General features: G+C 31.3%; 25 protein-coding genes. 11 read left to right on the top strand and 14 right to left on the bottom strand.

Annotation, left to right across the window (positions count from 1 at the left end; translation table 11 throughout):
* The first annotated feature begins 90 nt into the window (after positions 1 to 90).
* The gene (locus ABD715_RS16035) at positions 91 to 1,146 is read left to right on the top strand and encodes a WD40/YVTN/BNR-like repeat-containing protein (RefSeq protein WP_344789351.1); all 1,056 of its coding nucleotides are present in this window, start codon (positions 91 to 93) and stop codon (positions 1,144 to 1,146) included.
* A 50-nt stretch (positions 1,147 to 1,196) separates the two neighbouring features.
* On the opposite strand, the gene ABD715_RS16030 is transcribed toward ABD715_RS16035, so the two are convergent.
* The 7 genes from ABD715_RS16030 to ABD715_RS16000 form a co-directional block, all read right to left on the bottom strand.
* Positions 1,197 to 1,640 (bottom strand): Spy/CpxP family protein refolding chaperone, encoded by a 444-nt coding sequence (locus tag ABD715_RS16030; RefSeq protein WP_344789350.1) that lies wholly within the window; start codon positions 1,638 to 1,640, stop codon positions 1,197 to 1,199.
* A 7-nt stretch (positions 1,641 to 1,647) separates the two neighbouring features.
* The gene (locus ABD715_RS16025) at positions 1,648 to 2,145 is read right to left on the bottom strand and encodes a hypothetical protein (RefSeq protein ID WP_344789349.1); all 498 of its coding nucleotides are present in this window, start codon (positions 2,143 to 2,145) and stop codon (positions 1,648 to 1,650) included.
* A 33-nt stretch (positions 2,146 to 2,178) separates the two neighbouring features.
* Entirely contained in the window at positions 2,179 to 2,721 is a 543-nt protein-coding gene (locus tag ABD715_RS16020) for an RNA polymerase sigma factor (RefSeq protein ID WP_344789348.1), read from the bottom strand.
* A gap of 302 nt (positions 2,722 to 3,023) precedes the next feature.
* Complete coding sequence (locus tag ABD715_RS16015) at positions 3,024 to 4,850, bottom strand: ABC transporter ATP-binding protein (RefSeq protein WP_344789347.1); 1,827 nt, start codon at positions 4,848 to 4,850, stop codon at positions 3,024 to 3,026.
* Positions 4,850 to 6,580 (bottom strand): phospho-sugar mutase, encoded by a 1,731-nt coding sequence (locus ABD715_RS16010; protein WP_344789346.1) that lies wholly within the window; start codon positions 6,578 to 6,580, stop codon positions 4,850 to 4,852. Before ABD715_RS16010 ends, ABD715_RS16015 begins: the two co-directional genes overlap by 1 nt.
* 118 nt (positions 6,581 to 6,698) lie before the next feature.
* The gene (locus ABD715_RS16005) at positions 6,699 to 7,646 is read right to left on the bottom strand and encodes a glycosyltransferase family 2 protein (protein WP_344789344.1); all 948 of its coding nucleotides are present in this window, start codon (positions 7,644 to 7,646) and stop codon (positions 6,699 to 6,701) included.
* 39 nt (positions 7,647 to 7,685) lie between these two features.
* Positions 7,686 to 8,219 (bottom strand): DUF4199 domain-containing protein, encoded by a 534-nt coding sequence (locus ABD715_RS16000; RefSeq protein ID WP_344789343.1) that lies wholly within the window; start codon positions 8,217 to 8,219, stop codon positions 7,686 to 7,688.
* Between the two features lie 158 nt (positions 8,220 to 8,377).
* Between ABD715_RS16000 and ABD715_RS15995 the strand changes: the two genes are divergently transcribed.
* The 3 genes from ABD715_RS15995 (at position 8,378) to ABD715_RS15985 (ending at position 11,059) form a co-directional block, all read left to right on the top strand.
* On the top strand, positions 8,378 to 8,629 hold the full coding sequence (locus ABD715_RS15995) for a type B 50S ribosomal protein L31 (protein ID WP_344789342.1): 252 nt from the start codon (positions 8,378 to 8,380) through the stop codon (positions 8,627 to 8,629).
* 152 nt (positions 8,630 to 8,781) lie between these two features.
* Positions 8,782 to 9,957, top strand: coding sequence for a GlmU family protein (locus ABD715_RS15990; RefSeq protein ID WP_344789341.1), 1,176 nt, complete (start codon positions 8,782 to 8,784; stop codon positions 9,955 to 9,957).
* A 190-nt stretch (positions 9,958 to 10,147) separates the two neighbouring features.
* A complete protein-coding gene (locus ABD715_RS15985) occupies positions 10,148 to 11,059 on the top strand; it encodes a TolB-like translocation protein (RefSeq protein WP_344789340.1) in 912 nt (303 codons plus the stop codon).
* Here the strand turns inward: ABD715_RS15985 and ABD715_RS15980 are convergent.
* Positions 11,056 to 12,621: an ABC transporter substrate-binding protein gene (locus ABD715_RS15980; RefSeq protein ID WP_344789455.1), complete on the bottom strand. Its 1,566-nt coding sequence runs from the start codon at positions 12,619 to 12,621 to the stop codon at positions 11,056 to 11,058. The genes ABD715_RS15985 and ABD715_RS15980 overlap by 4 nt on opposite strands.
* Before the next feature lie 280 nt (positions 12,622 to 12,901).
* Between ABD715_RS15980 and mtaB the strand changes: the two genes are divergently transcribed.
* Together mtaB and ABD715_RS15970 are read left to right on the top strand one after the other, a co-directional pair.
* Entirely contained in the window at positions 12,902 to 14,233 is a 1,332-nt protein-coding gene (mtaB, locus tag ABD715_RS15975) for a tRNA (N(6)-L-threonylcarbamoyladenosine(37)-C(2))-methylthiotransferase MtaB (protein ID WP_344789339.1), read from the top strand.
* Positions 14,234 to 14,349: 116 nt separating this feature from the next.
* Entirely contained in the window at positions 14,350 to 14,739 is a 390-nt protein-coding gene (locus ABD715_RS15970) for a hypothetical protein (RefSeq protein ID WP_344789338.1), read from the top strand.
* A 76-nt stretch (positions 14,740 to 14,815) separates the two neighbouring features.
* Here ABD715_RS15970 and ABD715_RS15965 read toward each other — a convergent pair whose 3' ends face one another.
* On the bottom strand, positions 14,816 to 15,112 hold the full coding sequence (locus tag ABD715_RS15965; RefSeq protein WP_344789336.1) for an N-acetyltransferase: 297 nt from the start codon (positions 15,110 to 15,112) through the stop codon (positions 14,816 to 14,818).
* 232 nt (positions 15,113 to 15,344) lie between these two features.
* Here ABD715_RS15965 and ABD715_RS15960 point away from each other — a divergent pair, with 232 nt between their 5' ends.
* The 3 genes from ABD715_RS15960 (at position 15,345) to lepB (ending at position 17,801) form a co-directional block, all read left to right on the top strand.
* Positions 15,345 to 16,010 (top strand): alpha/beta hydrolase family protein, encoded by a 666-nt coding sequence (locus tag ABD715_RS15960; protein WP_344789335.1) that lies wholly within the window; start codon positions 15,345 to 15,347, stop codon positions 16,008 to 16,010.
* A gap of 36 nt (positions 16,011 to 16,046) precedes the next feature.
* Complete coding sequence (locus ABD715_RS15955; RefSeq protein ID WP_344789334.1) at positions 16,047 to 16,967, top strand: lytic transglycosylase domain-containing protein; 921 nt, start codon at positions 16,047 to 16,049, stop codon at positions 16,965 to 16,967.
* Positions 16,968 to 17,123: 156 nt separating this feature from the next.
* On the top strand, positions 17,124 to 17,801 hold the full coding sequence (lepB, locus tag ABD715_RS15950) for a signal peptidase I (RefSeq protein WP_344789333.1): 678 nt from the start codon (positions 17,124 to 17,126) through the stop codon (positions 17,799 to 17,801).
* Positions 17,802 to 17,975: 174 nt separating this feature from the next.
* On the opposite strand, the gene ABD715_RS15945 is transcribed toward lepB, so the two are convergent.
* Entirely contained in the window at positions 17,976 to 18,551 is a 576-nt protein-coding gene (locus ABD715_RS15945) for a tetratricopeptide repeat protein (RefSeq protein ID WP_344789332.1), read from the bottom strand.
* Between the two features lie 297 nt (positions 18,552 to 18,848).
* Here ABD715_RS15945 and rpmH point away from each other — a divergent pair, with 297 nt between their 5' ends.
* A complete protein-coding gene (gene rpmH / locus ABD715_RS15940) occupies positions 18,849 to 19,010 on the top strand; it encodes a 50S ribosomal protein L34 (protein ID WP_042495769.1) in 162 nt (53 codons plus the stop codon).
* Between the two features lie 113 nt (positions 19,011 to 19,123).
* Positions 19,124 to 21,976: a carbamoyl-phosphate synthase large subunit gene (gene carB / locus ABD715_RS15935; protein ID WP_344789331.1), complete on the top strand. Its 2,853-nt coding sequence runs from the start codon at positions 19,124 to 19,126 to the stop codon at positions 21,974 to 21,976.
* A gap of 81 nt (positions 21,977 to 22,057) precedes the next feature.
* Here carB and ABD715_RS15930 read toward each other — a convergent pair whose 3' ends face one another.
* The 4 genes from ABD715_RS15930 to ABD715_RS15915 all read right to left on the bottom strand — a co-directional run bounded on the left by ABD715_RS15930 (position 22,058) and on the right by ABD715_RS15915 (position 25,216).
* On the bottom strand, positions 22,058 to 22,594 hold the full coding sequence (locus tag ABD715_RS15930; protein ID WP_344789329.1) for an acyl-CoA thioesterase: 537 nt from the start codon (positions 22,592 to 22,594) through the stop codon (positions 22,058 to 22,060).
* Between the two features lie 10 nt (positions 22,595 to 22,604).
* Entirely contained in the window at positions 22,605 to 22,949 is a 345-nt protein-coding gene (locus ABD715_RS15925; protein WP_344789328.1) for a 6-phosphogluconate dehydrogenase, read from the bottom strand.
* 3 nt (positions 22,950 to 22,952) lie between these two features.
* Complete coding sequence (locus tag ABD715_RS15920) at positions 22,953 to 24,338, bottom strand: DNA recombination protein RmuC (RefSeq protein ID WP_344789454.1); 1,386 nt, start codon at positions 24,336 to 24,338, stop codon at positions 22,953 to 22,955.
* An 83-nt stretch (positions 24,339 to 24,421) separates the two neighbouring features.
* Positions 24,422 to 25,216, bottom strand: a complete 795-nt coding sequence (locus ABD715_RS15915) for an ABC transporter ATP-binding protein (protein WP_344789326.1) — start codon at positions 25,214 to 25,216, stop codon at positions 24,422 to 24,424.
* Positions 25,217 to 25,222 lie beyond the last annotated feature (6 nt).

Raw genomic sequence — 25,222 nt, 5'->3', positions numbered from 1 at the left:
ATGTATTACTAATATCGTATTGGTCCATACTATCTGCAAAATTAAATAAGTTAAAGAAGCTTTTTTATTTTTATACAAATTTGAAAAGTTATGAAACAGGTTGTCGTGTTATTGTTAATTAGTTTTATCTCTTGTAAAGAAACTGATAAAAAGCAAGTTTCAAGAATAATAAACACAGTAGAATTTAAAACACATACTCTAGATTCTACACTAAGTATTCGGGCTTTAGAAATTACAGACGACGACCATGTGTTTTTTCTAACGTCTAATGGTTTTGGTGGTACTGTTTATTATAGTGAATACGATAAAAAATCGAATATTGTTTTTCCTATACCAATGGCCCACGATAGTATTAAGAATAATTTTAGGTCTGCTGCGGTAACTAGTAAATTTGGATATGGACTTTCTATAGGGAATCCTGCAAGATTGTACAAAATAAAAAATGATGAAAAGGTTTTGGTTTACCAAGAATCTCATTCCAAAGTATTTTACGATGCTATGGAATTCTGGAATGATAATGAAGGCATAGCCATAGGAGATTCTACTGATGGGTGTTTAAGCATAATTATAACGCGTGATGGGGGAAACACTTGGAATAAATTATCTTGTGAAGATTTACCAAAAGGAACTAAAAACGAAGGCGCCTTTGCAGCAAGCGATACAAATATTGCTATTGTAGGAAATAAAACTTGGATAGCTACAACTGCGGGTAGGGTTTATGTTTCACCAGATAAAGGAATAACTTGGGATGTGGTTATAACACCTATAGTTAAAGACAAAGAAACCCAAGGTATTTACTCTATGGATTTTTACGATGCTTTAAATGGGTTTGCCATTGGAGGCGATTATACCCTACCAGATGCAAATAGAGCAAATAAAATAAGAACACAAGATGGTGGTAAAACATGGCAAGTAGTTGCAAATGCTCAAAACCCGGGTTACCGTAGCTGTGTGCAATATGTTCCAAATAGTAATGCGCAAGAACTTGTTGCTGTTGGTTTTAAAGGCATTGACTATAGTAATGATGCTGGAAATACATGGAAACATTTAAGTGACGAAGGATTTTATACCATACGCTTTTTAAACGATTCTATAGCCTATGCTGCTGGTGTGGGGAGAATATCTAAATTAAAGTTTATAGATTAAAAAACAACTAAAAATATAAGTTGATATGTTTTAATCTTGACATAGCAGTGTTATTTTCGTTCGTGTCTGCGTTTTTTATATTCGTCAAAAAGTTTCCTGTTAAAGTCGTCTTCTGTAGCTTTAAGTAAAATTATTTTTTTTGGAGATATTATTTTCTTCAAATTAGCAATTAAATCTACTCGCTCTTTATGCAGTTTGTTTTCTGCGTCAACTAATTTCTCTAATAATTTTTTTGCTTCCTCGTCTGTTATAGTCGTTGCATTTTCTTTTATTTCTTTTCTAATGTTGCGCATATCTTCATATTTGCATTTTCTAGAGTTTTCGTCGTAAGCATTGTAAATAGGCCAAAATGCTTGGGCTTCTTTTGTTGTTAGGTCTAATTTTTCTGTAATAAAAGATACTTTTAAGGCTTTTATGCGTTCTCTGTCTTTATGTTGAGAAAATACACTTATTGTAAATAAGAGTATAAATAAGGTTAAAATTGGAGTCTTCATATAATTTTTATTTTATCATTAAGTCTTCTATGTTGGCATTTTCTATAAAATACCCTTCCATAGCTTCATCTGTAAATTCTATAGATGTAAAGTTTTCTTCTTCAATATCGCCTTCTAATAAAAGTGAGGCTATTTCGTAAGTGCCAACATTACCATTTAATATATAGTTTTCAACAGTATCGGCATCTAAAGTGTCCCACTTAGTTTCCTTTTCAAAAATAGAAAGATTAAATAAAAGTAAAACTGCAGCAGCGATACTGGTTATATAAAGCAAATTCTTTTTATTAAATAAAGGTATTACTTTGGTAGGCTCCTTTTTAGAAACCTTACTTAATATATTACTTTCTAACGTATTAAAATAATCATCTGGAGCTTTAAATCCAGAGTCTTTAACCGTTTGGTTAAGTTTAATTTCAGACATAAGGCGATCTTCAAGATTAGAAAAGTAATCTTTAGGAACTTTAAACCCTGAGTCTTTTATGCTATTTATATTATTCTTTTTCATCTTACTACTAAGACTTGTTTTATTATTAAAGGTTTAATTTTTAGTTAAATAGGCTTCAATTTTTTTTACTGCAATATGATATGATGCTTTTAAAGCACCTTCGCTAGTTTCTAATATATCAGACATTTCTTTGTATTTTATATCTTCAAAATATTTCATATTAAAAACTAATTGTTGTTTTTCTGGTAAAGTAGCAATAGCTTCTTGTAATTTTAATTGTATTTCATCGCCTTCAAAATAAACATCAGATGCTAAATTGTTTATGGCGAGTTGTTGTACTTCTTCGTTTGTGGTTTGTAATCGTTTAGCATTTTTATTTATAAATGTTATAGATTCGTTTGTTGCTATACGATATATCCAAGAAAATAATTTGCTATCTCCTTTAAAGTTGTGTATGTTTTTATATATTTTGATAAATGTGTTTTGAAGCACATCATCTGTGTCGTCGTGCGATTTTACAATATGTCGTATATGCCAATACAAGCGCTCTTTGTAAAGCGTTATTAGGGCTCTAAAGGCTTGTTCTTTTTTGGTGTCCGATTTTAGTTCTTCTATAAGTTGTATTTCGTCAATCACAAGGGGCACTTTGGATATTAGACTAATAAATATACTAAAAGTTTAATGCTGTATTTTATTATTTTGAATAAAATTGTAATACGCTGTTAAATAGTCTTTTATGATTATAAATATCGATTAAAAACATAAAAACACGATAAAATGCATTTTTTCTTGTAAGAAAAGATTATTTGTTTTATTTTTGAAGCATAAACCTACTTATGATGTTAGTCGTTCCCAAGTCTAGCATTAAACTAAAAAAAAGGATAGAAGCCCAAATCTCTATCCTTTTTTGTTTTATAGTTTGTAATGTTGTTACTAATTTAGTCGAAACTTTGCATATCTACTAGTTTCTTGTATGCTCCGTTTTTTTCAATTAATTCTTGGTGCTTACCTTGTTCTACTATTTCTCCTTTTCTCATAACTACAATTTCGTCTGCATTTTGAATAGTAGATAATCTGTGAGCAATAATTATAGAGGTTCTGTTTCTCATCATATTTTCTAAAGCATCTTGAACCAGTTTTTCGCTTTCTGTATCTAGAGCAGAAGTGGCTTCGTCAAGTATCATAATTGGAGGGTTTTTAAGCACAGCTCTAGCAATGCTTAAGCGTTGTTTTTGTCCTCCAGATAGTTTGCCTCCAGAATCGCCAATATTTGTGTTTATTCCATTAGGAAGGTTTTCTACAAATTCCCAGGCATTGGCAATTTTTAAGGCTTCTATAATTTGTTCGTCATTAGCATCTTCTTTAGCGATAAGAAGATTGTTTTTTATACTATCATTAAACAAAATAGAATCTTGTGTAACCAACCCCATTAAGTTTCTTAGCGATTGTTTTGTTAGGTCTCTTATATCTTTTCCATCAATAGAAATATTACCTTGATTTACATCGTAAAAACGAGTTACTAGATTTGCAATGGTAGATTTCCCACTTCCAGATTGTCCAACTAAAGCTACGCTTTTTCCTTTAGGGATATTAATAGAAAAGTTTTTAAGAACTAAATCTTCTTCATATTTAAATGAAATATTATTTAAATTAATTGATGTATTAAAATCTGCTTTCGAAATAGCATTGGTTTTGTCGTCAAGAGGAGATTTTGTATTTAAAATTTCTAAAACACGGTCTGCAGCTGCGTTACCCGCTTTTACTTTGTAACTAGCTTTACTTATGGCCTTTGCAGGAGTAAGTATTTGGTAGGCGAGTGCCATAAAACTAATAAAAGCGCCACCAGATAGTGTTTTTTCTATTAAAACCATACTGCCACCGTACCATAAAAGAACAGCGATGGTTACTATACCTAAAAATTCGCTTGTTGGCGAAGCCAAATTTTGACGGTTTAAAAGGATATTAGAAAAATTATAAAATCGATTTGTAGATTCTTGAAACTTTGTATTAAACTTTTCTTCTGCATTAAAGCCTTTTATAACTTTTAAGCCTCCTAATGTTTCTTCTAGTGTAGATAAAAATACACCTTGTTCACTCTGTACTTTATCAGACTTTCGTTTTAAGCTTTTACCTATTCTAGATATTATAAAACCAGATATAGGTATAAATAGAAAAACAAAAATAGTTAGAGATGTAGAAAGTGTAAACATTGCTACAATAGCAAAAAGAATAGTTAATGGTTCTTTTACTATGAGTTCTAGAACTGCTAATAGGGAGTTTTTTACCTCATTAACATCTCCTGAAATACGCGCAATAATATCTCCTTTTCTTTTTTCTGAATAATAAGAAATTGGTAGAGAGGTTACTTTGCTATAAATATCATTTCTTAAATCTTTTAGCACACCATTTCTTAAAAAGGTAATGTAATACAGTCCTAAATAATTAAATAAGTTCTTTAATAAAAATAAAGAAATTATTAAAACAATCATGTATAACAAAGCTTGTTGAGGTCCTTGTGTTTCTGTAGTAGAGGTAATTAGGTAGTTTAAAGAGTCTTGTAAATAAGATTTTAAATTATTAAAACCGCTATATACAGGTTTTACAAGGACTTTTTCGCTTTCTCCAAATAACACATTTATCATTGGCATTAGAGACACCATGGCTAGTGTACCAAATAAAGCATAAAAAACATTACATATAATATTTAAAATGCCATAACGTTTGTATGGCATTATAAATTTAGAAAGCTTTTTTAAATAATCCATTAAATAAGATTCATGTCTTTTAAAATATCTTCACTTTTTTGGTCTAAAGCTTTTTCTGTTTTTATAAAATCTTCTGAAGTGTTTAATTTAGTATTAACACTTACATAAAATTTTATTTTTGGCTCTGTACCACTTGGTCTTAAAGCAATTTGGCTACCATCTTCTGTATAGTATATTAATACGTTAGATTTTGGTACATCAATGCTATTTTCTTCTCCTGTAATTATGTTTTTAGCTATAGATAGGTTGTAGTCTTCAAACTTTACAACTTTAGAGCCATTAATAATTTTTAAAGGGTTTTCTTTAGCATCAATCATCATTTGTTTAATTTCTGCAGCACCCTCTATACCTTTCTTTGTTATAGAAACTAGTTTTTCTTTGTAAAAGCCATGCTCTGTGTATAGGGTAACTAATTCATTAAAGAAAGAGCTACCTTTAGATTTTGTTATAGCTGCTATTTCGCAAGCTAAAAGGGTAGAGGTAACCGCGTCTTTATCTCTTACAAAATCGCCAACCATAAAACCAAAACTTTCTTCGCCACCACCAATAAAATCTAGTTCAGGAAAATCGTGAATTAACTTGGCTATCCATTTAAAACCAGTTAAAACAATTTTATTGTCTACACCGTAAGCGTCTGCTAATTTGTTTAGCATTGGCGTAGAGACAATTGTTGTTGCTATAAATTCTTTACCAACTATTTTACCGGCAGCTTTCCATTGTTTTAATAGAAAATCGACCATCATTAGCATGGTTTGGTTACCATTAAGTAATTGTAATTCGCCTTGTGCGTTACGAACTGCAACACCTAACCTGTCACAATCAGGATCTGTACCAATAACAATATCTGCATTTACTTCATCAGCTAGTTCTAAGGCCATTTTTAAAGCAGCTGGTTCTTCTGGGTTTGGAGATTTTACCGTTGGAAACGCTCCGTCTGGTACTTCTTGCTCTTTTACAATATGTACATTTTTGTATCCTGCACGTTTTAATGTTTCTGGCACAGCAGTAATAGATGTACCATGAAGCGATGTAAAAACAATGTTTAAATTGTCTTTTGCTTCTTGTGTAGCGCCAACACTTCCTTTTTCTACAGATGCGTTAATAAAAGCATCATCTACATCTTTACCAATATAGGTAATAAGGCTATCGTTAGCTTCAAACTTAATATCAGTATAATCTAAGGCATTAATCATGTTTATAACTGCGCTATCGTGCGGAGGTACTAATTGCCCACCATCTTGCCAATACACTTTATATCCATTATATTCTGGCGGGTTGTGAGATGCTGTTAGTACAATACCACAGTGACAGTTTAAATGCTTTACTGCAAACGATAATTCTGGTGTTGCACGTAAATCTTCAAATAAAAAGACTTCTATACCATTAGCAGAAAACACATCGGCAACTAATTTAGCTAAAGTTTTACTGTTGTGTCTACAATCGTAAGCAATAACAGCTTTAGGTGTTTCGTTAGGAAACGATTTATGTAAATAATCACTTAATCCTTGTGTACTCTTTCCTAATGTGTATTTATTAATACGGTTAGTTCCAACTCCCATTACACCACGCATACCACCAGTACCAAACTCTAAGTCTTTATAAAAACTTTCTTGTATATCTTTAGGGTTGTTGGCAATACTATCTTTAATAAAAGCTTGTGTTTCTTTATCGAAAGCTGGGGTTAGCCATGCGTTTATTCTTTCTAAAATGGTTGGTTCTATGTGTATCATAATTTTAAGTTTTTCAGTGCAAAAGTAAGAATTTCATTGTTTTTTAGCCTTATTTAATGGGCTGTAACTTATAATTAATTTCTTAATCGTTTTATATAGTTTATTATTAATAGCCTTATTAAAAATTTAATTCTTTTTTTATGGAGTAACGTGTTTTATCTCTTTTGGTTCTTAAAATAATTTCGCCTAAAAAGCCTGCTACAAAAAATTGAGTGCCAATAATCATTGTAGAAAGTGCGATATAAAACTGTGGGCGTTCTGTAATAAGCCTACCAGTTCTATTTAAGTAAAGTTTATCTATACCTAAATAAAAAGAAAAGCCAAAGCCAATGGCAAACATTATAAATCCTAAAGCGCCAAATAGGTGCATTGGGCGTTTACCAAATCGAGATAAAAACCAAATAGTAATTAGGTCTAAAAAACCATTAATAAAGCGTTCTACACCAAATTTGGTTTCTCCGTATTTTCTAGCTTGGTGTTGTACAATTTTTTCTCCTATTTTGGTAAAGCCTGCGTTTTTTGATAGTACAGGAATGTAGCGATGCATTTCTCCATTAACATCAATGTTTTTAACAACAACATTTTTGTAAGCTTTTAAACCGCAGTTAAAATCGTTTAATTTTACACCAGATGTTTTTCGTGCAGCCCAATTAAAGAGTTTAGACGGAAGGTTTTTAGAGATTACAGAATCGTAACGTTTCTTTTTCCAACCAGAAACCAAATCGAACCCGTCGTTAACAATCATGCTATATAATTTAGGGATTTCGTCTGGGTTGTCTTGTAAATCGGCATCCATTGTAATAACAACATCACCTTTAGCCTTTTCAAAACCAGCATGTAAAGCTTGCGATTTACCAAAGTTTTTTAAAAAACGAATGCCTTTTACGTGTTTAGATAGAGATGATAATTTAGAAATAACATTCCAAGACGTATCGGTACTTCCATCATCTATAAAAATAATTTCATATGTAAAATGATTGGATTGCATAACTTTTGCAATCCAATCATGTAATTCTATTAAAGACTCTTCTTCGTTAAGTAGTGGTATAACTACAGATATATTCATGTAATTTTTTCAAATAAATAATATTCAAAAATACAGAATTTATTCGGCGTCTGGATTTCTTTTTTTCATTATTGCAGCAACAATAAGTCCAACAACACTATAACCTGCTAATTGCCACACTAAAGATTGTAAAATATTACTAATAGAGTACATATTTCCTTTTTTCTCCATTTCGTCTACTACTTTAGCAATAGCATCGGCTGGCATATTGTAGTTTTCTAAACGTACCACTTGCGAGTCTATAATTCTTTGTTGTAAATCTACCGCAGCATCTGGGTCTATAAAGTTAAAAATTACAACGCTAATTATAGAGCTAATAGTTAAACCTATTAAAATAGTAATAAAATATGCAGTAAAGGCATCTTTAAAAGAAATATAGCCACCTAATAATTTTTTCGATTTAAAAACCGAAACAATACCAAACGCTAATATTAAGAATAAGAATAAAAGGCCAAACCATATTTGTGTAAACAAATCTAGGTTAACACCATAACCAATTAATATTAGTAAAGTTAAAGTAGCTCCTAAATAAAGACCGTAATTAGTAGCAATAGATTTTAAAGTTTTTTCCATAATATTGTCGAGTATTTTTGATTAGTTACACAGTTAGTATTCAAAGATACCAAAACGTTACAATTAAGTTTAAAATAAAAATAAAAAAAAGTATTGCACATTTGTAAAAAATAGTTACATTTGCACTCCAAAATTGAAAGTAATAAAAGCATTTAGCGATGAGAAAAGGTATACATCCAGAAAATTATAGAATAGTAGCATTTAAAGATATGTCTAACGACGATGTGTTTTTAACTAAATCTACAGCAAGTACAAACGAAACTATAGAAGTTGACGGTGTAGAATATCCATTAGTAAAAATGGAGATTTCAAGAACATCTCATCCATTTTACACTGGTAAATCTAAATTAGTAGATACAGCTGGTCGTATTGACAAATTCAAAACAAAATACGCTAAGTTCAAAAAATAATTTAGCTAAGTTATATATTTTAAAACCTTCAATATTTATTAATATTGAAGGTTTTTTTATTTTAAGCAATTAAGTTACTTTTGAAATCGAATTAGCCACAAGCTTAAACAAGCAAAAGTAATTACTTTTAACTTTTAATTATTATCTTAAAAATGAATTATATTCTTTTTGATGGTCCATCTCGAAACAATTTATTACCATTTACCTATACGCGTCCTGTAGCAGATATACGCATAGGTATTTTAACCATTCGTCAAAAATGGGAAAAGGTTTTAAATACAACCACAACTACGGTAACAGAAGATTATTTATCGGAAAAATACCCAATGGTAGAAATGGAAGAGAATATAATGATACATGCTTCTTACTTACCCAATCCTAGCTTGGTAAAGCAAATAAAGGCATTAAAGGCTAATCAAGCTATTTTTAAAGAAGAAGATGTTATTGCTTTTTTTACTAACGATACACAGGAAAACATAGATTTTAGTACATACGAAGCTATAGAATTTAACGAAGCTATTTTAAAGGTTGAAAACACTTGGGATATATTTTCTAAAAATGGTGAAGCCATGCAAGTAGATTTCGATTTGCTAACAAAAGACAGAACATCGCAACCCATACCAGAAAGTAACAATATAATAGCACCAGAAAATATTTTTATAGAAAAAGGAGCGAAGTTAGAATTTACAACACTTAATGCTAGTTCTGGGCCTATTTACATTGGCGAAAATGCCGAGGTAATGGAGGGTGCTATTGTACGAGGACCTTTAGCTTTATGCGAAAACGCAACTATAAAACTAGGTGCTAAAATTTATGGGCCAACAACCGTTGGGCCACATAGTAAAGTAGGAGGCGAGGTTAATAATTCTGTAATCTTTGGGTTTTCAAACAAAGGACACGATGGCTTTTTAGGCAACTCAGTACTTGGAGAGTGGTGTAATTTAGGAGCAGACACCAATAACTCTAACCTTAAAAATAATTATGCAGAAGTACGTTTATGGGATTACCAAACCGAAGGGTTTGCACGTACAGGTTTGCAGTTTTGCGGACTTATGATGGGCGATCACAGCAAGTGCGGAATAAATACCATGTTTAATACAGGTACAGTTGTAGGTGTAAGCGCTAACATTTTTGGCAGTGGTTTTCCGCGTAATTTTGTGCCAAGTTTTAGTTGGGGTGGTAGTTCTGGTTTTACAACTTATTTAACCAAAAAAGCTTTCGAAGTAGCTAAAGTCGTTATGCAACGCAGAAAACTAGAGTTTTTACAAGAAGACCAAGCTATTTTAGAGCACGTTTTCGAAGAAACTAAAAAGTATAGAAGAGAATAAGAAATATTTGGGTGTTACCCCGAAAAGGGTTGGGCTTTCACTACTCAATCTTTTTGCAAAAAAGCAAAAAGGATTTTAAACATACCGTTCAATCCCTAACACATTATCGAGTTAAGCCAGTTATTAAGATGTAAAAATAGTTTGTAATTATTAAATATTCGTATATTTAGCTCTAATACAAGACTTTATTTTGAAACATTTTTATAAAATTATTTACTTAATAGGTTTAGTTAGCTTTTCTCAAAATTTAAATTACAACCTTACTAATTTAAAAATAAACGACGATAGACCCCATTATAGCATAAAATATGCTCAAGGAAATAAAGTTGTTTTTACAAGCTATTTACTATCTAAAAACGGTAAAGTTAAAAAGTCGGGCGGTAGCCCTGTAATTGCAGTATACGAGGGTGCCGTTTCTCCAGACGGGCAAATTACGAACCACAAGCCTATAGAAATAGACTCTAAACAGCTTATAGGTAATGTAACAAGCGCTACCTTTTCTAGAGATGGTAAGCAGCTTTTTTTAAGTGCGCATTATAATGCAAAAGATAAGCCTAAAGGCACATTTAAAGCCACTAATTTTACAATAAAAGTAGGTGAGTATGTAAATGGTAAAGGTTGGACAAACTTTAAAGTGTTACCTTTTTGTAAACCAAGATACTCTTATGGGCATCCTGTTTTTAGTACAGACGGAAAAACCATGTATTTTATAGCTAATATTCGTGGAGGTAAAGAAACAACAAAAGGCGGGTCGGATATTTTTAAAGTTAATGTTTTAGAAAATGGAAGTTATAGCGAACCTAAAAATTTAGGATCTAAAGTAAACTCTTATAGTCGAGAAATGTTTCCATTTGTAAGTAACGATAATACGCTTTATCTATCATCTGACAGGTCTAACGGATATGGAGGTTTCGATTTATACCGTTGTAAAATGTTAGAAGATGGTACTTTTGCCAAAGCAGAAAAAATGCCAAAACCAATAAATAGTGTAAAAGACGATTTTAATTTTATAATTAACAGTAGTAATTCTTCTGGCTATTTATCATCAAAACGACTTAAAGGAAAAGGAGACGACGATATTTATTATTTTAAAGTAAATTAATGTTTTTTAACCCGTTTTAAATCTAATAAGTTGGTTGGGTTAATGCCTAAACCAGTTACGTTTTTTCTTGTAAAACGCACAACTTCATCATAAAACAAAGGAATAATAGGCGCTTTACTCATTACTAGTGAATCCATTTTGGTATATAATTTTTCACGCTTTAAAGTGTTAGTCTCTGTAAAGGCCTGTTCGTACCATGTATCAAATTGGGTGTTTTTAAAGTGTGTGTAATTTGGCCCGTTTGGAGCAAAATTTTTACTGTAATAAAGCGAGAGGTAATTTTCGGCATCCGGATAATCTGCAACCCAACTCGCCCTAAATAAATCTAATAGCCCATTAGCTTTGGCATCTTTTAACGTTGCAGCAGGTATAACATCTATATTAACAACTAAACCTATTTTTTGCAGTTCGCGCTGTATGTATTCACAAAAACTTAAGTAATTACCAATGGTTGTAATTGTTATTTTTGGTGTTTTATGGTTTGTCTCACTTACGTATTGTTTAATTAGTGCTTTTGCTTTCTCGGGTTGGTAGGTGTAACCTATAGTATTATTATATCCAGGCAAACCTTTTGGTATAAAGCCTCCGTTGGCAGGAATACCAATACCGTTACGTAAATAAATCATCATTTTATTTCTGTCAAAACCATAGTTTACAGCCTTTCTTAGTAACTCAGAATGTATTTCTAAAGCATTACTTTCCATATAAAACGCCAAGTATTCTGTATTTAAATAAGGGCCACGTATCATATTAGTGGTGCTGTTGTATTTTGGTCTTAATTTTCCTGTAGCAGTTAATAACTCATCTTTATAAGAGGCGTCTAAACCAGAAACAAAATCAATATTGCCTTGAGCAAATTGTAAAAATTCACTTTGTTTGTCTGGTAAAAAAGTAATAGCTACAGCTTCTAAAAAAGGTAATGTGTTACCCTGTTGGTCTTTTTCAAAATAATTAGTGTTTTTTCTAAACACTAGTTTTATATTTTCTTCCCAACGTTTAAATTTAAAAGGCCCAGTGCCTATCGGGTTTGCTCTAAAGTCGTTTTTGTAATGCTCTACAATTTCTTTAGGCACTACAGAGCAGTATTTCATGGTAAGCAGCCCTAAAAAAGCAGGGAAAGATTGTTTTAGTTTAATTTTAAAAATTGTATCGTTTACTGCATTAAAAGTATCTACCTTGTTTAAAACCCAGCTGCCAGGCGAGGCAATTTGTTTGCCTAAAAGTCGGTTAAAACTATATTCAAAATCTTTTGCAGAAACCGTTCTAGTAGAATCTTTTTTAAATAACTTATGCTTATGGTAGTAAACATCGTCTCTAAGGGTAAACGTGTAGGTTAGTGCATCATTAGCAATGGTCCAGCTTTTGGCAATGCAAGGTCTTACATTTAAATTCTCATCCATTTGTACCAAACCATTAAAAAGTTGATTTGTAGCCCAAATATCGGCATTGTCTTTTGCAAAGGCCGGGTCTAACGAGCCTATGTTTTTATGTTCGTTATATCTAAAAACAAGGTGGTCTAATGTCGTTTTTTTATTATCAGCACAAGAAAAGATAATACCAATTACTGCAATAGTAAAAACGGTAATTATTGTATGGTATAATGGTTTACGCGATTTAATCACTTAATGGTGGTTTATAAACCAAAAGTATGTTATTTCTAATATTCTTCATAACAATTGTGACTTTTTAAATATTTATGTGTCTTATTTATTATATAGACTTAGTTATTACTTTATAGTATAAGTCTCTCACAGAACTATTAATAGCTTTTTAGTTTAAACAGAAGAGTGTTTCATTTCGAAACGCTCTTTTTTTATTAACTTTGCGCTTTTAATTATAGGAATGAATACTAAAAAGAAAGTCGCATTTTACACACTAGGTTGTAAGCTTAATTTTTCTGAAACCTCTACCATTGCAAGAAACTTTGAAAATGAGGGGTTTGATAGGGTAGACTTTTCTGAACCTGCAGATATATATGTAATTAACACTTGTTCTGTTACAGAGAATGCCGATAAACGATTTAAAACCATTGTAAAACAAGCGCAAAGAAAGAATGAAGATGCTTTTATAGCTGCTGTTGGTTGTTATGCACAATTAAAACCACAGCAATTGGCAGATGTTGATGGTGTAGATTTGGTTTTAGGAGCTACCGAAAAATTTAAAATTACAGATTACCTTAACGACCTTTCTAAAAACGACTTAGGCGAAGTACACTCTTGCGAAATAGAAGAAGCAGATTTTTATGTAGGCTCTTATTCTATAGGAGATAGAACACGTGCTTTTTTAAAAGTTCAAGATGGATGCGATTATAAGTGCACATACTGTACAATTCCTTTGGCCAGAGGGATTTCTAGAAGCGATACTATGCTTAATGTGTTAGAAAATGCTAGAGAAATTTCGAAGAAAAATATTAAAGAAATCGTTTTAACAGGGGTAAATATTGGAGACTATGGTAAAGGTGAGTTTGGTAATAAAAAGCACGAACACACGTTTTTAGATTTGGTTACCGAACTTGATAAAGTAGAAGGTATAGAGCGATTAAGAATATCTTCTATAGAGCCCAATTTACTTAAAAACGAAACCATAGATTTAGTAGCTAAATCTAGAGCTTTTGTGCCACATTTTCATATTCCATTACAAAGTGGGAGTAACGAGATTCTTAAAAAAATGAAGCGTAGATACATGCGAGAATTATATGTAGATCGCGTTGCTAAAATAAAAGAAGTAATGCCACATGCCTGCATTGGTGTAGATGTTATTGTAGGCTTTCCTGGAGAAACAGACGATTATTTTTTAGAAACCTATAATTTTTTAAATGAATTAGATATATCATATTTACACGTATTTACATATTCTGAGCGAGATAATACAGAAGCAGCTTTAATGGATAATGCTGTGCCAGGTAATGTAAGAAGTAAACGAAGTAAAATGCTTCGAGGTCTATCGGTTAAAAAGAGACGTGCTTTCTACGAAAGTCAGATAAAAAGTAGTAGAACTGTGCTTTTTGAAAGCGAAAATAAAGAAGGCTATATACATGGTTTTACAGAAAACTATATAAAAGTAAAAACCCCATGGAACCCAGAATTGGTTAATACTATACACCAAGTAGAACTAACAAAAATAGACGAAGATGGTTTGGTAAGGTTGGAGTTTAACTCTGTTTTATCGAAATAAATAAGACTTAATTGCTTATTATCTGTCGTTTGTCTAATATTCTATACAATCAACTAGTTTTTTATATAAGTTGGAGGCTTACTATTACTTTTCAAGCTACAAAAGCCCCCAAAGCTATGAGAAAATTACTTTTAATATTAACTTGCGTACTTACATTACCTACCCTAACAAGTTGTTCTAGTGATGATGTTAATGAGGGACTGGATGTATTAGGTGTGTGGGAGCATGTAATAATTAATACAAATTCTACAAATACGCTTACCCTAGTTTTTGGAAAAAACAGTTCGGGTTTAAAAATTTCTACCGAAACATTTAATACAGGCGAAATTATTTCGAGTTCGGTTGCTTTTAATTGGGAAAAAAATAATGAAGAAGTAACTATTGTTTTAGAAGGAGAAACTACTCAATCTCTCTATATATTAAATAGCGAAGGTCAACTTGTTATGTCGTCTTCAGAAAATTTACTTTTAGATAAAGTTTCAGACGATTATTTAAAATTTTACTAATTAATTACACTAACTACAAACTAAAAACCCGAAACTTTTAAAGTTTCGGGTTTTTTAATGTTTAAAAACTGTTAGGTTATATTCTAACACCAACAGGTAACATACGTTTGTACTTTCTGTTACTTCTTACAAATTTTGCTATTGCAGGACAAGTAGGCATAACGCTTAAGTTTCGTTCTTGAATAAGTTCGAAAACAGCACTTAAAAAATCTTTACTAAATGATTCATCTGTTACGTTTTCAGGAATAACAAGTTTCGTTAAAAAAATTTTTCTATCTTGTAGTGAATACTCAATTTTTGCTAGTTGGTCATCAATTTTAATTTCAAACTGACGTAAGAAATCGTTATCTATTAATTCAGCAGCTTCAACCATAGTATATTTGTTTTGTTTGTTCGAAAACTTAAATAGTGAGTACTATTTATCGAGTTTTACCGTGCAAAAGTACGAAAAAATCATCACATTAAAGACGTTTAAAAGTTAAAACCTTGTAAAATAATGAATTACATGTTTTTTAGGAGGTTATTTACTTGCCTTTTAAGTAGAAATTGTTAGTTCTGTTTGTTAATTTTATTGCTTAAAAGAAAAGTAATTACATTTAGGCAAGATGAAGCAAGATATAATTCACGTGTACCTAATGCCAGGTATGGCTGCAAGTCCATTAATTTTTGAATACATAAAGTTACCAGAACCTCAATTTAAAATACATTTATTAGAGTGGTTTTTACCTATAGAAGACGAGCCAATAAGCGATTACGCTTTAAGAATGTGTGCAAAAATTAAACATGAAAATATTGTTTTGTTGGGCGTGTCTTTTGGAGGTGTATTGGTTCAAGAAATGAGTAAGCATATTAATTTGCGTAAGCTTATAATAGTATCTAGTGTAAAATCTATGCACGAATTACCAAAACATATGCTATTAGCAAAAGCAACTAAGGCTTATAAATTATTGCCAACACAACTAGCAAGTAATATAGATATTATAGAAAAATATGCCTTTGGAGAAACCGTAACAAAACGTATAGAATTATATAAAAAATATCTGTCTGTAAACGATAGTGAATATTTAAATTGGGCTATTAAAAACATGGTTTCCTGGAACCAAGAAAAACCAGACCCTAAATTAATACATATTCATGGCGATAGCGATAAAGTTTTTCCAATAAAAAACATACAAAATTGTATTATTTTAAAGAATGGCACTCATATTGCGGTGATAAATAAGTATAAATGGTTTAACGAAAATTTACCTAGAATAATTTTAGATAGCTAAGCTATTTTTACTAATTTTAAACAAAACTTTTTAAGAATGAAGATAGTACAGAAAGCTTTAGCTTTAGTGGGATTATTAAGTTTATGCACCTTATTTGTTTTTGCATTACAAGACGTTCCTACCGATGAAAATTTCGAAAAGAAACTTATAAACGATTATAATGTTTACGCCTTACAAGTACCAAGCGATTTAAATTTTGCAGGCGAAGCCATGCCGCTTAACAATCCAGATATTTTAGAGCGTATGGATAGAGAACTTTTAGTTAATACCTATTGGCAATCTAACGGATTATTAATGTTTAAACGTGCTAAAAAATACTTTCCTATAATAGAGCCTATTTTGGCTAAGTATGGTATTCCAGACGATTTTAAATACTTAGCAGTTATAGAAAGTGGTTTAACAAATGCGGTTTCTCCTGCTGGTGCACGTGGTGTTTGGCAAATTATGCCTGCTACCGGTAGAGAAAATGGTTTAGAAGTTAACAGTAATGTAGACGAACGTTACAATTTAGAAATGGCTACAGAGGTGGCTTGTAAATATTTATTAAAATCTAAGGCAAGTTTAGGGTCTTGGACGTTGGCTGCTGCTGCATACAATGCAGGAACTGCAGGAGTGTCTAGAAGATTGAGAGAGCAACAAGTGTCAAGCTATTACGATTTGCTTTTGGGTGAAGAAACTGGGCGCTATTTATTTAGAATTGTAGCGCTTAAAGAAATTCTGTCTAATCCTAGTAAATATGGCTTTAACTTTAGAGATAAAGATTTGTATAGTAACATACCAACTTATAAAGTAGAAGTAGATACAGCAGTAAAAGATTTTTCTAAATTCGCAGAGCGTTTTGGAGTTAATTATAAGGTATTAAAAATACACAACCCTTGGCTGCGCGAAGCACACCTTAACAATAAATCGCGTAAATTATACCACATATCAATACCAAAAGAAGGGTACTATAATTAATAAAGTATTATTAATATATAACTTATATAAAAGCCTTAATGTTTTATGCACTAAGGCTTTTTGTTTTTTTGTTAACTATTTTTTAAACAAGATATTTACGAATAAGATGTTTGTATTGATTTATAGTGTTTTATGTAAAATTTAGTTAAGTTGTTTATGAAAAAAATATTAAGATTACTACTAATTAGCCTAGGAGCTTTAATTGTAATTTTTGTGGCTCTGGGAGAAATGAATATATTAAAAATATACAATATCCCTACTACAGCTAACGATCCTGGTATTAAAGCAAATTCAAAAATATTAGTTTCTAATATGGTTAATTTTGAAAACGGAGATTTTATTTGTTACAAATATGAAGATAGCTTATATGGTAAACAGGTTAGGGTGCATCGACTTTTGGGTAAAACAGATGATATAATAGAAATAAGGGATGGTGTTTTTTTTATTAACGATTTAAATATTGATAAAAATATAGCATTAAAACATTTTTACTCTATTGAATTTGAAGCGTATTTTGATTTAATAAAAAATGAAGTAATTAATGAAGAAACTGAAGCCTTTAAAATAAAGGATAGAATGATGTTAACGTTATTGGATAAAGTAGCTGAAGAAAATGGACTATCTGATGATATTAAAATGGAACAAAAATTCTTTGCAGATCAAGCAGTAAAAGAAAAATATAATAAGAACTGGAATATGGATAATTTTGGTCCTTTAAAAATCCCAAAGGATAAATGTTTTGTAATTGGAGATAATAGACACAATTCTATAGACTCTAGGTATATAGGTTTAATTAACGAATCTGATATTGTAGGAACGGTTATTAAAAAGTAACTTGCTTAATTAAGTAAGCTCTAGCTTTTATTAAGAGTTGACTATCCTACAAATAGGTCGCGTTAGGGATTGAACGACATGTTTAAGCTCGCCGACGGTAGGAGGAAGCGAGTAGTGAAAGCCCGACCCTTGGGTAACGCAAAACAAATAGATGTTAAAATAAAGTGTAAAGGTTTAACCTCTACGTTTTTGCGCTCTTAAAGAGCTACCAGCACCATAGTGTTGTTTTGGTCCTGAGGCTTGTTTCATATTATCTTTCATCATTTTTATTTGATCTGTAAGCATACCTTGTTTGTCAAGCTTTTGTGCTTCTGATAATAATTTTTGCGCTTCTTGTTTTCTTCGTTTAGAAAAAGCAATACCAGCTAAGTTTAGTTTAGCCATGGCCAAATCATGATCCATAGATAACCCTAGGCTAAGTGCTTTTTTAAAGTATTTTTCGGCTTCGTTCATGTTACTTTGCGACACCATAATACCGTGTAGGTAATTGTAATACCCTTGTTGTTTTTTTACTAAAGCGGTTTCTGGGTTTTTAATTTTGTTTAACCAGCTTTTAGCGCCATCAAAATCTTGTTTACGTAATTTTAAAAAGGCTAATAATATAAACTCGTTTTTAAAATATAGAAATATAAAGATTAAAGATAATAGTATAAGCATGATGCCATTACCTATATAACCTTCTGTAAATTGATAAACAGCAAAAACTATAATTGCTATGGCTATAATAAGTTTTATAATTTTATTGTACATTTTAATGGCGTATTATATGTTTATTTAAACACTTATTTAAGTTTAAATAAGCGCTGTTTTTGGTTTAGAATGCAAATAAACTAATTTTTTATTAAAATATAGTCATAGATTTTTAACAAATACAGGTTGTTAAGCCCAAATAAACAGTAGATTTGTAAGGTTTTGAAATTAAAAGATTGAAATAAAAAATATTTTTAAATAACATTTGTCAAAGTAAAAACTCTTTGTATATTTGCGGTCAGTTTTGGGTAAGCACCAATATTTTAAAATACATTTCAGAATTAAAGATATAAGATAATGAGTAAAAGAACGTTTCAACCGTCAAAAAGAAAGAGAAGAAACAAACACGGTTTCAGAGAAAGAATGGCTTCTGCCAATGGTAGAAAAGTACTTGCTCGTAGAAGAGCAAAAGGGAGAAAAAAATTATCTGTGTCTACTGAAACAAGACATAAAAAATAATGATTAACAATTGTTGATAATAAAAAGGTGTTGCTTAATAGCAACGCCTTTTTTTATATCTAGTAAATACTATTTTTGCAAAGCCTTATTATAAAACACAATACAGTAAAAAAATGCCAAAAAATTCTAAACTTAAATCGATATTAATTATTGGATCTGGACCAATTGTTATTGGACAAGCATGTGAGTTTGATTATTCGGGAACTCAAGCTTTAAGGTCTCTTAGAGAAGATGGGATAGAAACCATACTTATAAACTCTAACCCTGCAACTATTATGACCGACCCATCTATGGCCGATCATGTTTACTTGCTGCCTTTAAACACAAAATCGATTATTCAGATTTTAAAAGAACATCCACAAATTGATGCTGTTTTACCTACAATGGGTGGGCAAACTGCATTAAACCTTTGTATTGAAGCAGATGAAAAAGGTATTTGGAAAGATTTTGATGTAGAAATTATTGGTGTTAATATTGATGCTATTAATATTACAGAAGACAGAGAACAATTTAGAGAGCTAATGCTTAAAATTGGTGTGCCTATGGCGCCTCAAGCTACTGCAAATTCATTTTTAAAAGGTAAAGAAATTGCTCAAGAATTTGGATTCCCATTAATTATTAGAGCTTCGTTTACTTTAGGTGGTGCTGGTGCGTCGTTTGTATATAAAGAAGAAGATTTTGATGAGTTATTAACTCGTGGATTAGAAATTTCTCCTATTCACGAAGTTATGATTGATAAAGCCTTAATAGGTTGGAAAGAGTATGAGTTAGAGTTACTTAGAGACTCTAACGATAATGTTGTTATTATTTGTTCTATTGAAAATATGGACCCTATTGGAATCCATACAGGAGATTCTATTACTGTAGCTCCAGCAATGACTTTAAGCGACAAAACATACCAAAAAATGCGTGATATGGCTATACATATGATGCGTAATATTGGCGATTTTGCTGGCGGATGTAATGTACAGTTTGCTGTGTCTCCAGACGAAAACGAAGATATTATTGCTATCGAGATTAATCCTCGTGTGTCACGTTCTTCGGCTTTGGCCAGTAAAGCAACAGGGTATCCAATTGCAAAAATAGCAGCTAAATTAGCCTTAGGGTACCATTTAGATGAATTAAATAATCAAATTACAAAATCGACATCGGCATTATTCGAGCCTACTTTAGATTACGTTATTGTAAAAATACCACGTTGGAACTTTGATAAATTTGAAGGAGCCGATAGACAATTAGGCCTTCAAATGAAATCTGTAGGAGAGGTAATGGGTATTGGGCGTTCTTTTCAAGAGGCGTTACACAAAGCAACACAATCTTTAGAAATTAAGCGTAACGGTTTAGGTGCAGATGGTAAAGAGAATAAAAACTACGATCAAATTATAGAGAAGCTTACTTATGCTTCTTGGGATCGTGTGTTTATTATTTATGATGCGATAGAAATGGGTATTCCATTAAGTCGTATACACGAAATTACTAAAATTGACATGTGGTTTTTAAAGCAATATGAAGAATTACATATGCTTAAAAACGAGATATCTACATTTACTATAGATACTATAGAAAAAGATTTATTACTAGAAGCTAAGCAAAAAGGTTACGGTGATAGACAAATAGCACACATGTTAAAATGTTTAGAAAGCGAAGTATATAGTAAACGTGAAGCATTAGGTATAAATAGAGTTTATAAATTAGTTGATACTTGTGCTGCCGAGTTTGAAGCAAAAACACCTTATTATTATTCTACTTTTGAAAGCGATATGGAAACTGCAGACGGTAAGCGTTATGCAGACAACGAAAGTATTGTAACAGATAAGAAAAAAGTTATTGTTTTAGGTTCTGGGCCAAATAGAATAGGACAAGGTATTGAGTTCGATTACTGCTGTGTTCACGGTGTTTTAGCTGCAGCAGAGTCTGGTTACGAAACTATTATGATTAACTGTAATCCAGAAACAGTATCTACAGATTTTGATACAGCTGATAAGTTATATTTCGAGCCTGTATTCTGGGAGCATATTTACGATATTATTAAACACGAAAAGCCAGAAGGTGTTATTGTGCAATTAGGAGGACAAACAGCCTTAAAACTTGCAGAAAAATTAACTAAGTATGGTATTAAAATATTAGGAACTAGCTTTGAAGCTTTAGATTTAGCTGAAGATAGAGGTTTGTTTTCTAATATGTTAAAAGAAAATAATATTCCTTATCCTAAATTTGATATTGCTACTACAGCTGATGAAGCTTCAGCAATTGCAGATGTTTTAGATTTTCCAATATTAGTGCGTCCATCGTACGTTCTTGGAGGACAAGGAATGAAAATTGTAATTAATAAAGAAGAACTTGAAAAACATGTTGTTGATTTATTAAGTAGAATGCCAGGAAATCAGTTATTGTTAGACCATTATTTAGATGGTGCTATTGAAGCTGAGGCAGATGCTATTTGCGACGGAGAAAATGTTTACATTATTGGTATCATGGAGCATATAGAGCCTTGTGGTGTACACTCTGGAGATAGTAACTCTTTACTACCACCTTTTAACTTAGGCGATTTGGTAATGGAGCAAATTAAAGAGCATACTAAAAAGATTGCTTTAGCGCTTAATACAGTTGGTTTAATAAATATTCAGTTCGCTATTAAAGACGATGTTGTTTATATTATAGAGGCTAACCCAAGAGCATCTAGAACAGTGCCATTTATAGCAAAAGCTTATGGAGAACCTTATGTAAATTTTGCTACTAAAGTAATGTTAGGCGAGAAGAAGGTTACAGATTTCGATTTTAAACCAAAATTAGATGGTTATGCAATTAAGCAACCTGTATTTTCTTTTAACAAATTCCATAATGTAAATAAGAAATTAGGTCCTGAAATGAAAAGTACAGGAGAAAGTATCTTATTTATTGATAGCTTAAAAGATGATGCTTTTTACGATCTTTACTCAAGACGTAAAATGTATTTAAGTAAGTAAATATTAAATATATAGTACAAAAAAATCCGCTATTAGCGGATTTTTTTTGTACTATATTTATTTTGAATTTAGTATATGTAATTATAATTCTATTTTGGCATTCTGGGTTTTAATAAAATCAATATGTTCGTCTATTTTAAACTCTGAAGCTTTAAAAATATTAGAGCGTTTTCTAGCTTGTTCTTGGCGTTTTATACTTCTAGCAAAACGTCTTACACTTTGTTCTGTATCTAAAATTAAACCAGGAACGGGTACATTTTTACCATCTTCACCCTTTGCCACCATTGTAAAATAAGAAGAGTTACAATGTTTTACTTCTCCTGTTTGTATGTTTTCAGATTCTATTCGTAAACCAATAACCATAGATGTTCTACCTGTGTAGTTAACCGATGCTTTAAGCGTTACTAATTCGCCAACCTCAATAGGGTTTAAAAAATCTACTTTGTTTACAGATGCTGTTACGCAATAGTGCCTAGAATGTTTTGAAGCACAAGCAAAAGCTATTTGATCCATTAAATTTAAAATATGCCCACCATGAATTTTACCGCTAAAATTAGAGTGCGATGGTAGCATGAGTTCTGTAATTGTTATTTGAGATTCTTTTGCGTGTTTAAACATAAACTGATATTTAATTTTGTACTTCTACTTTTGTTATAAAATATTTGGTATCACCTAACCAAAAGAGTGTTTTAAAGCGTTCGAAATAATGAAGCTTAACTAGCTTACCTTGAAAATCGTTTAAATTTTTAATCACTTCTTTTTCGTTATCTTCAACAGAGAAAATAAAGGTTTGTCCTTCAGAAACGCCTTGACTTATTTCTCCTTCCCAAGTTTTAAATAAAATGCCTTTATAACTAAATTTAACTAACTCTCCCGCTCTAACACCTTCGCTATAGCTAACAAAGTAAATAAAACTAAAGTATAAAGCAATAGCTATTAGTATTCCTATAAATATTTTAAATAAAATTTTCATATATTAATCTTCTTCTTGGGCGCGTTTAATAATGGCTTCTGGCAATGCCTTTTTTGCTTTAGCTCCCATTTTTTTTAGTTTTTCTACACTAGTAATTAGGTTTCCTCTACCTTCAAATAGTTTATTCATGGCCGAGTTATAGTCTACCTTCGAGGCGTCAATTTTTTTGCCAACACCAATTAAATCTTTCATTAAGCCTTCAAACTTATCGTATAAAGCTCCTGCTTGTCTAGCAATTTCTATGGCATTCTGTTGTTGTTTTTCGTTGTTCCACATACTATCTATAGTGCGAAGCGTAGCCAATAGGGTAGATGGTGTTACAATAACAATATTTTTCTCAAAGGCTTTGTTGTAAATAGAGTTATCCTCGTTAACAACCACAGCAAAAGCAGGTTCTATAGGAATAAATAGTAAAACAAAATCTGGCGATTCTATGTCGTATAAATCTTGATAATTTTTTTCAGAAAGTTGATCTACATGTCGCCTTATCGAGTTAACATGGGCTTTTAAATGCAGTGGTTTGTCATCATCTTCTGCATTAACCAAGCGTTCGTAATCTGTTAAAGATACTTTACTATCTATAATCATCTTTTTTCCGTCTGGAAGGTTTAAAACGACGTCTGGTAAAACACGAGAGCCATCTTCTCGAGTAAAGTTTTGTTGTACAAAATACTCTCTGTCTTTTTCTAAACCAGATTTTTCTAAAACACGTTCTAAAACCAATTCCCCCCAATTACCTTGCATTTTACTATCACCTTTTAAAGCTCTGGTTAGGTTGGTGGCTTCCTTAGTCATTTGTTGGTTTAAGTCCTTTAATCCTAAAAGTTGTTCTTTTAGTGCCGAATGCATGCTAATGCTTTCCTTTTGAGAATCTTCAACCTTTTTCTCGAAACCTTGAATTTTTTCGTGAAGCGGATTTAAAATGTTTTTTATATTTTCTTTATTTTGCTCTGTAAATTTATTCGATTTTTCTTCAAGAATTTTATTGGCTAGTAACTCAAAGTCTTTACGTAATTGCTCTTGGCGCTCTTCTAATTCGGCATCGCGCTTTAAATTTAATTGTTGTAGGTTTTCTAATTCTGTGTTTTTACGTGCTAATTCAGAGTTTAAAAAATCTTTTTCTCTGCGTATTTCTTCGCGTTCTGCTTCCGTTTTAGAAATAGTTTCTTTTAAATCGGTTATTTGGTTATTAAACGTATGATTTAGTTTTTCGTTTTCGTTTGTCGAAAATTGTTTTAAATCGTTAAGTTGTTGCTGTAAATTAGCATTACGTTCTTCTAAAGTACTTTTTTCAGATTTGCTTTTAAGTTTTGTAAAAAGCATGCCTAAATATCCGCCTATGGCAGCAGAAATTAAAATAGCGAGAATTAAAATGATGTTATCGTTCATTAAATATAAAAATATAATCAAAGGTAATTGTTTTGATTTGAAGAAGGAAGACAGATACCTTAACTTTTTAAATAAATGAAAGATTATTTATTTACCCTAAAACGTCCTGTTTTTTCATCAAAAGAAATTAAGTTTTTTGGGAATAAAGTATTAAATACACCTTTTTTTATAAGGTTACATGGCGTGTCTGTTACCACGTTGTTATTTGTCATAACTATTAATTTATCGCAAAGTTGAATGGCTAAATCTACTTCGTGAGACGAAAATAATATGGTTTTGTTGGTCTCTTTTGCAAGCTTTTGAAGCAGTTTTAAAACATAAGCTTTATGATACATGTCTAGGTGTGTAGTTGGTTCGTCTAGAATAATTAAATTGGTGTCTTGCGCTAATGCGCGAGCAATCATTGCTTTTTGAAGTTGACCATCGCTAAGTTCGAAACACTTTTTGCTTTTTAAGCCTTCTATATTAGTTTGTTGCAATGCTTTGTTAATAATGTTTTTATCGTTTTTAGATAGATTACCAACCCAATTAGTATACGGTTGCCTACCCAGTGCAACAAGCTCGATAACCGATAAGTTTTTAGACGAAATTTGCTCAGTTAAAACCAAACTCATGGCTTTCGCTAATTCTAAAGCTTCAAATTTTGCAAGCGCGTTGTTGTTAATAAAAATAGACCCGTTAAGTGGTTTTTGAACTCTAGTTAGTGTTTTTAACAGTGTAGATTTACCAATACCATTACCACCAATAAGCCCAACCAATTCACCTTGTTGTAATTCAATATTGATATTAGAAGCTACTATAGTTTTACTCTTTTTTGAAGCATAACCTATAGACAGGTTTTCTGTTTTTAATATGGTATGTTGGTTTTTGTTTTTCACTATTTA

Source organism: Postechiella marina, assembly GCF_039538365.1.
In the GTDB taxonomy this organism is placed as follows: Bacteria; Bacteroidota; Bacteroidia; order Flavobacteriales; family Flavobacteriaceae; genus Postechiella; species Postechiella marina.
This window is presented reverse-complemented; position numbering and strand designations above follow the sequence as displayed.

What these genes read in the sequence shown, in the direction of transcription:
- ABD715_RS16035 (WP_344789351.1), top strand. Translation starts at nt 91, where the DNA reads ATGAAACAGGTTGTCGTGTTATTGTTAATTAGTTTTATCTCTTGTAAA.
- ABD715_RS16030 (WP_344789350.1), bottom strand. Translation starts at nt 1,640, where the DNA reads ATGAAGACTCCAATTTTAACCTTATTTATACTCTTATTTACAATAAGT.
- ABD715_RS16025 (WP_344789349.1), bottom strand. Translation starts at nt 2,145, where the DNA reads ATGAAAAAGAATAATATAAATAGCATAAAAGACTCAGGGTTTAAAGTT.
- ABD715_RS16015 (WP_344789347.1), bottom strand. Translation starts at nt 4,850, where the DNA reads ATGGATTATTTAAAAAAGCTTTCTAAATTTATAATGCCATACAAACGT.
- ABD715_RS16010 (WP_344789346.1), bottom strand. Translation starts at nt 6,580, where the DNA reads ATGATACACATAGAACCAACCATTTTAGAAAGAATAAACGCATGGCTA.
- ABD715_RS16005 (WP_344789344.1), bottom strand. Translation starts at nt 7,646, where the DNA reads ATGAATATATCTGTAGTTATACCACTACTTAACGAAGAAGAGTCTTTA.
- ABD715_RS16000 (WP_344789343.1), bottom strand. Translation starts at nt 8,219, where the DNA reads ATGGAAAAAACTTTAAAATCTATTGCTACTAATTACGGTCTTTATTTA.
- ABD715_RS15995 (WP_344789342.1), top strand. Translation starts at nt 8,378, where the DNA reads ATGAGAAAAGGTATACATCCAGAAAATTATAGAATAGTAGCATTTAAA.
- ABD715_RS15990 (WP_344789341.1), top strand. Translation starts at nt 8,782, where the DNA reads ATGAATTATATTCTTTTTGATGGTCCATCTCGAAACAATTTATTACCA.
- mtaB (WP_344789339.1), top strand. Translation starts at nt 12,902, where the DNA reads ATGAATACTAAAAAGAAAGTCGCATTTTACACACTAGGTTGTAAGCTT.
- ABD715_RS15970 (WP_344789338.1), top strand. Translation starts at nt 14,350, where the DNA reads ATGAGAAAATTACTTTTAATATTAACTTGCGTACTTACATTACCTACC.
- ABD715_RS15965 (WP_344789336.1), bottom strand. Translation starts at nt 15,112, where the DNA reads ATGGTTGAAGCTGCTGAATTAATAGATAACGATTTCTTACGTCAGTTT.
- ABD715_RS15960 (WP_344789335.1), top strand. Translation starts at nt 15,345, where the DNA reads ATGAAGCAAGATATAATTCACGTGTACCTAATGCCAGGTATGGCTGCA.
- ABD715_RS15955 (WP_344789334.1), top strand. Translation starts at nt 16,047, where the DNA reads ATGAAGATAGTACAGAAAGCTTTAGCTTTAGTGGGATTATTAAGTTTA.
- lepB (WP_344789333.1), top strand. Translation starts at nt 17,124, where the DNA reads ATGAAAAAAATATTAAGATTACTACTAATTAGCCTAGGAGCTTTAATT.
- ABD715_RS15945 (WP_344789332.1), bottom strand. Translation starts at nt 18,551, where the DNA reads ATGTACAATAAAATTATAAAACTTATTATAGCCATAGCAATTATAGTT.
- rpmH (WP_042495769.1), top strand. Translation starts at nt 18,849, where the DNA reads ATGAGTAAAAGAACGTTTCAACCGTCAAAAAGAAAGAGAAGAAACAAA.
- carB (WP_344789331.1), top strand. Translation starts at nt 19,124, where the DNA reads ATGCCAAAAAATTCTAAACTTAAATCGATATTAATTATTGGATCTGGA.
- ABD715_RS15930 (WP_344789329.1), bottom strand. Translation starts at nt 22,594, where the DNA reads ATGTTTAAACACGCAAAAGAATCTCAAATAACAATTACAGAACTCATG.
- ABD715_RS15925 (WP_344789328.1), bottom strand. Translation starts at nt 22,949, where the DNA reads ATGAAAATTTTATTTAAAATATTTATAGGAATACTAATAGCTATTGCT.
- ABD715_RS15920 (WP_344789454.1), bottom strand. Translation starts at nt 24,338, where the DNA reads ATGAACGATAACATCATTTTAATTCTCGCTATTTTAATTTCTGCTGCC.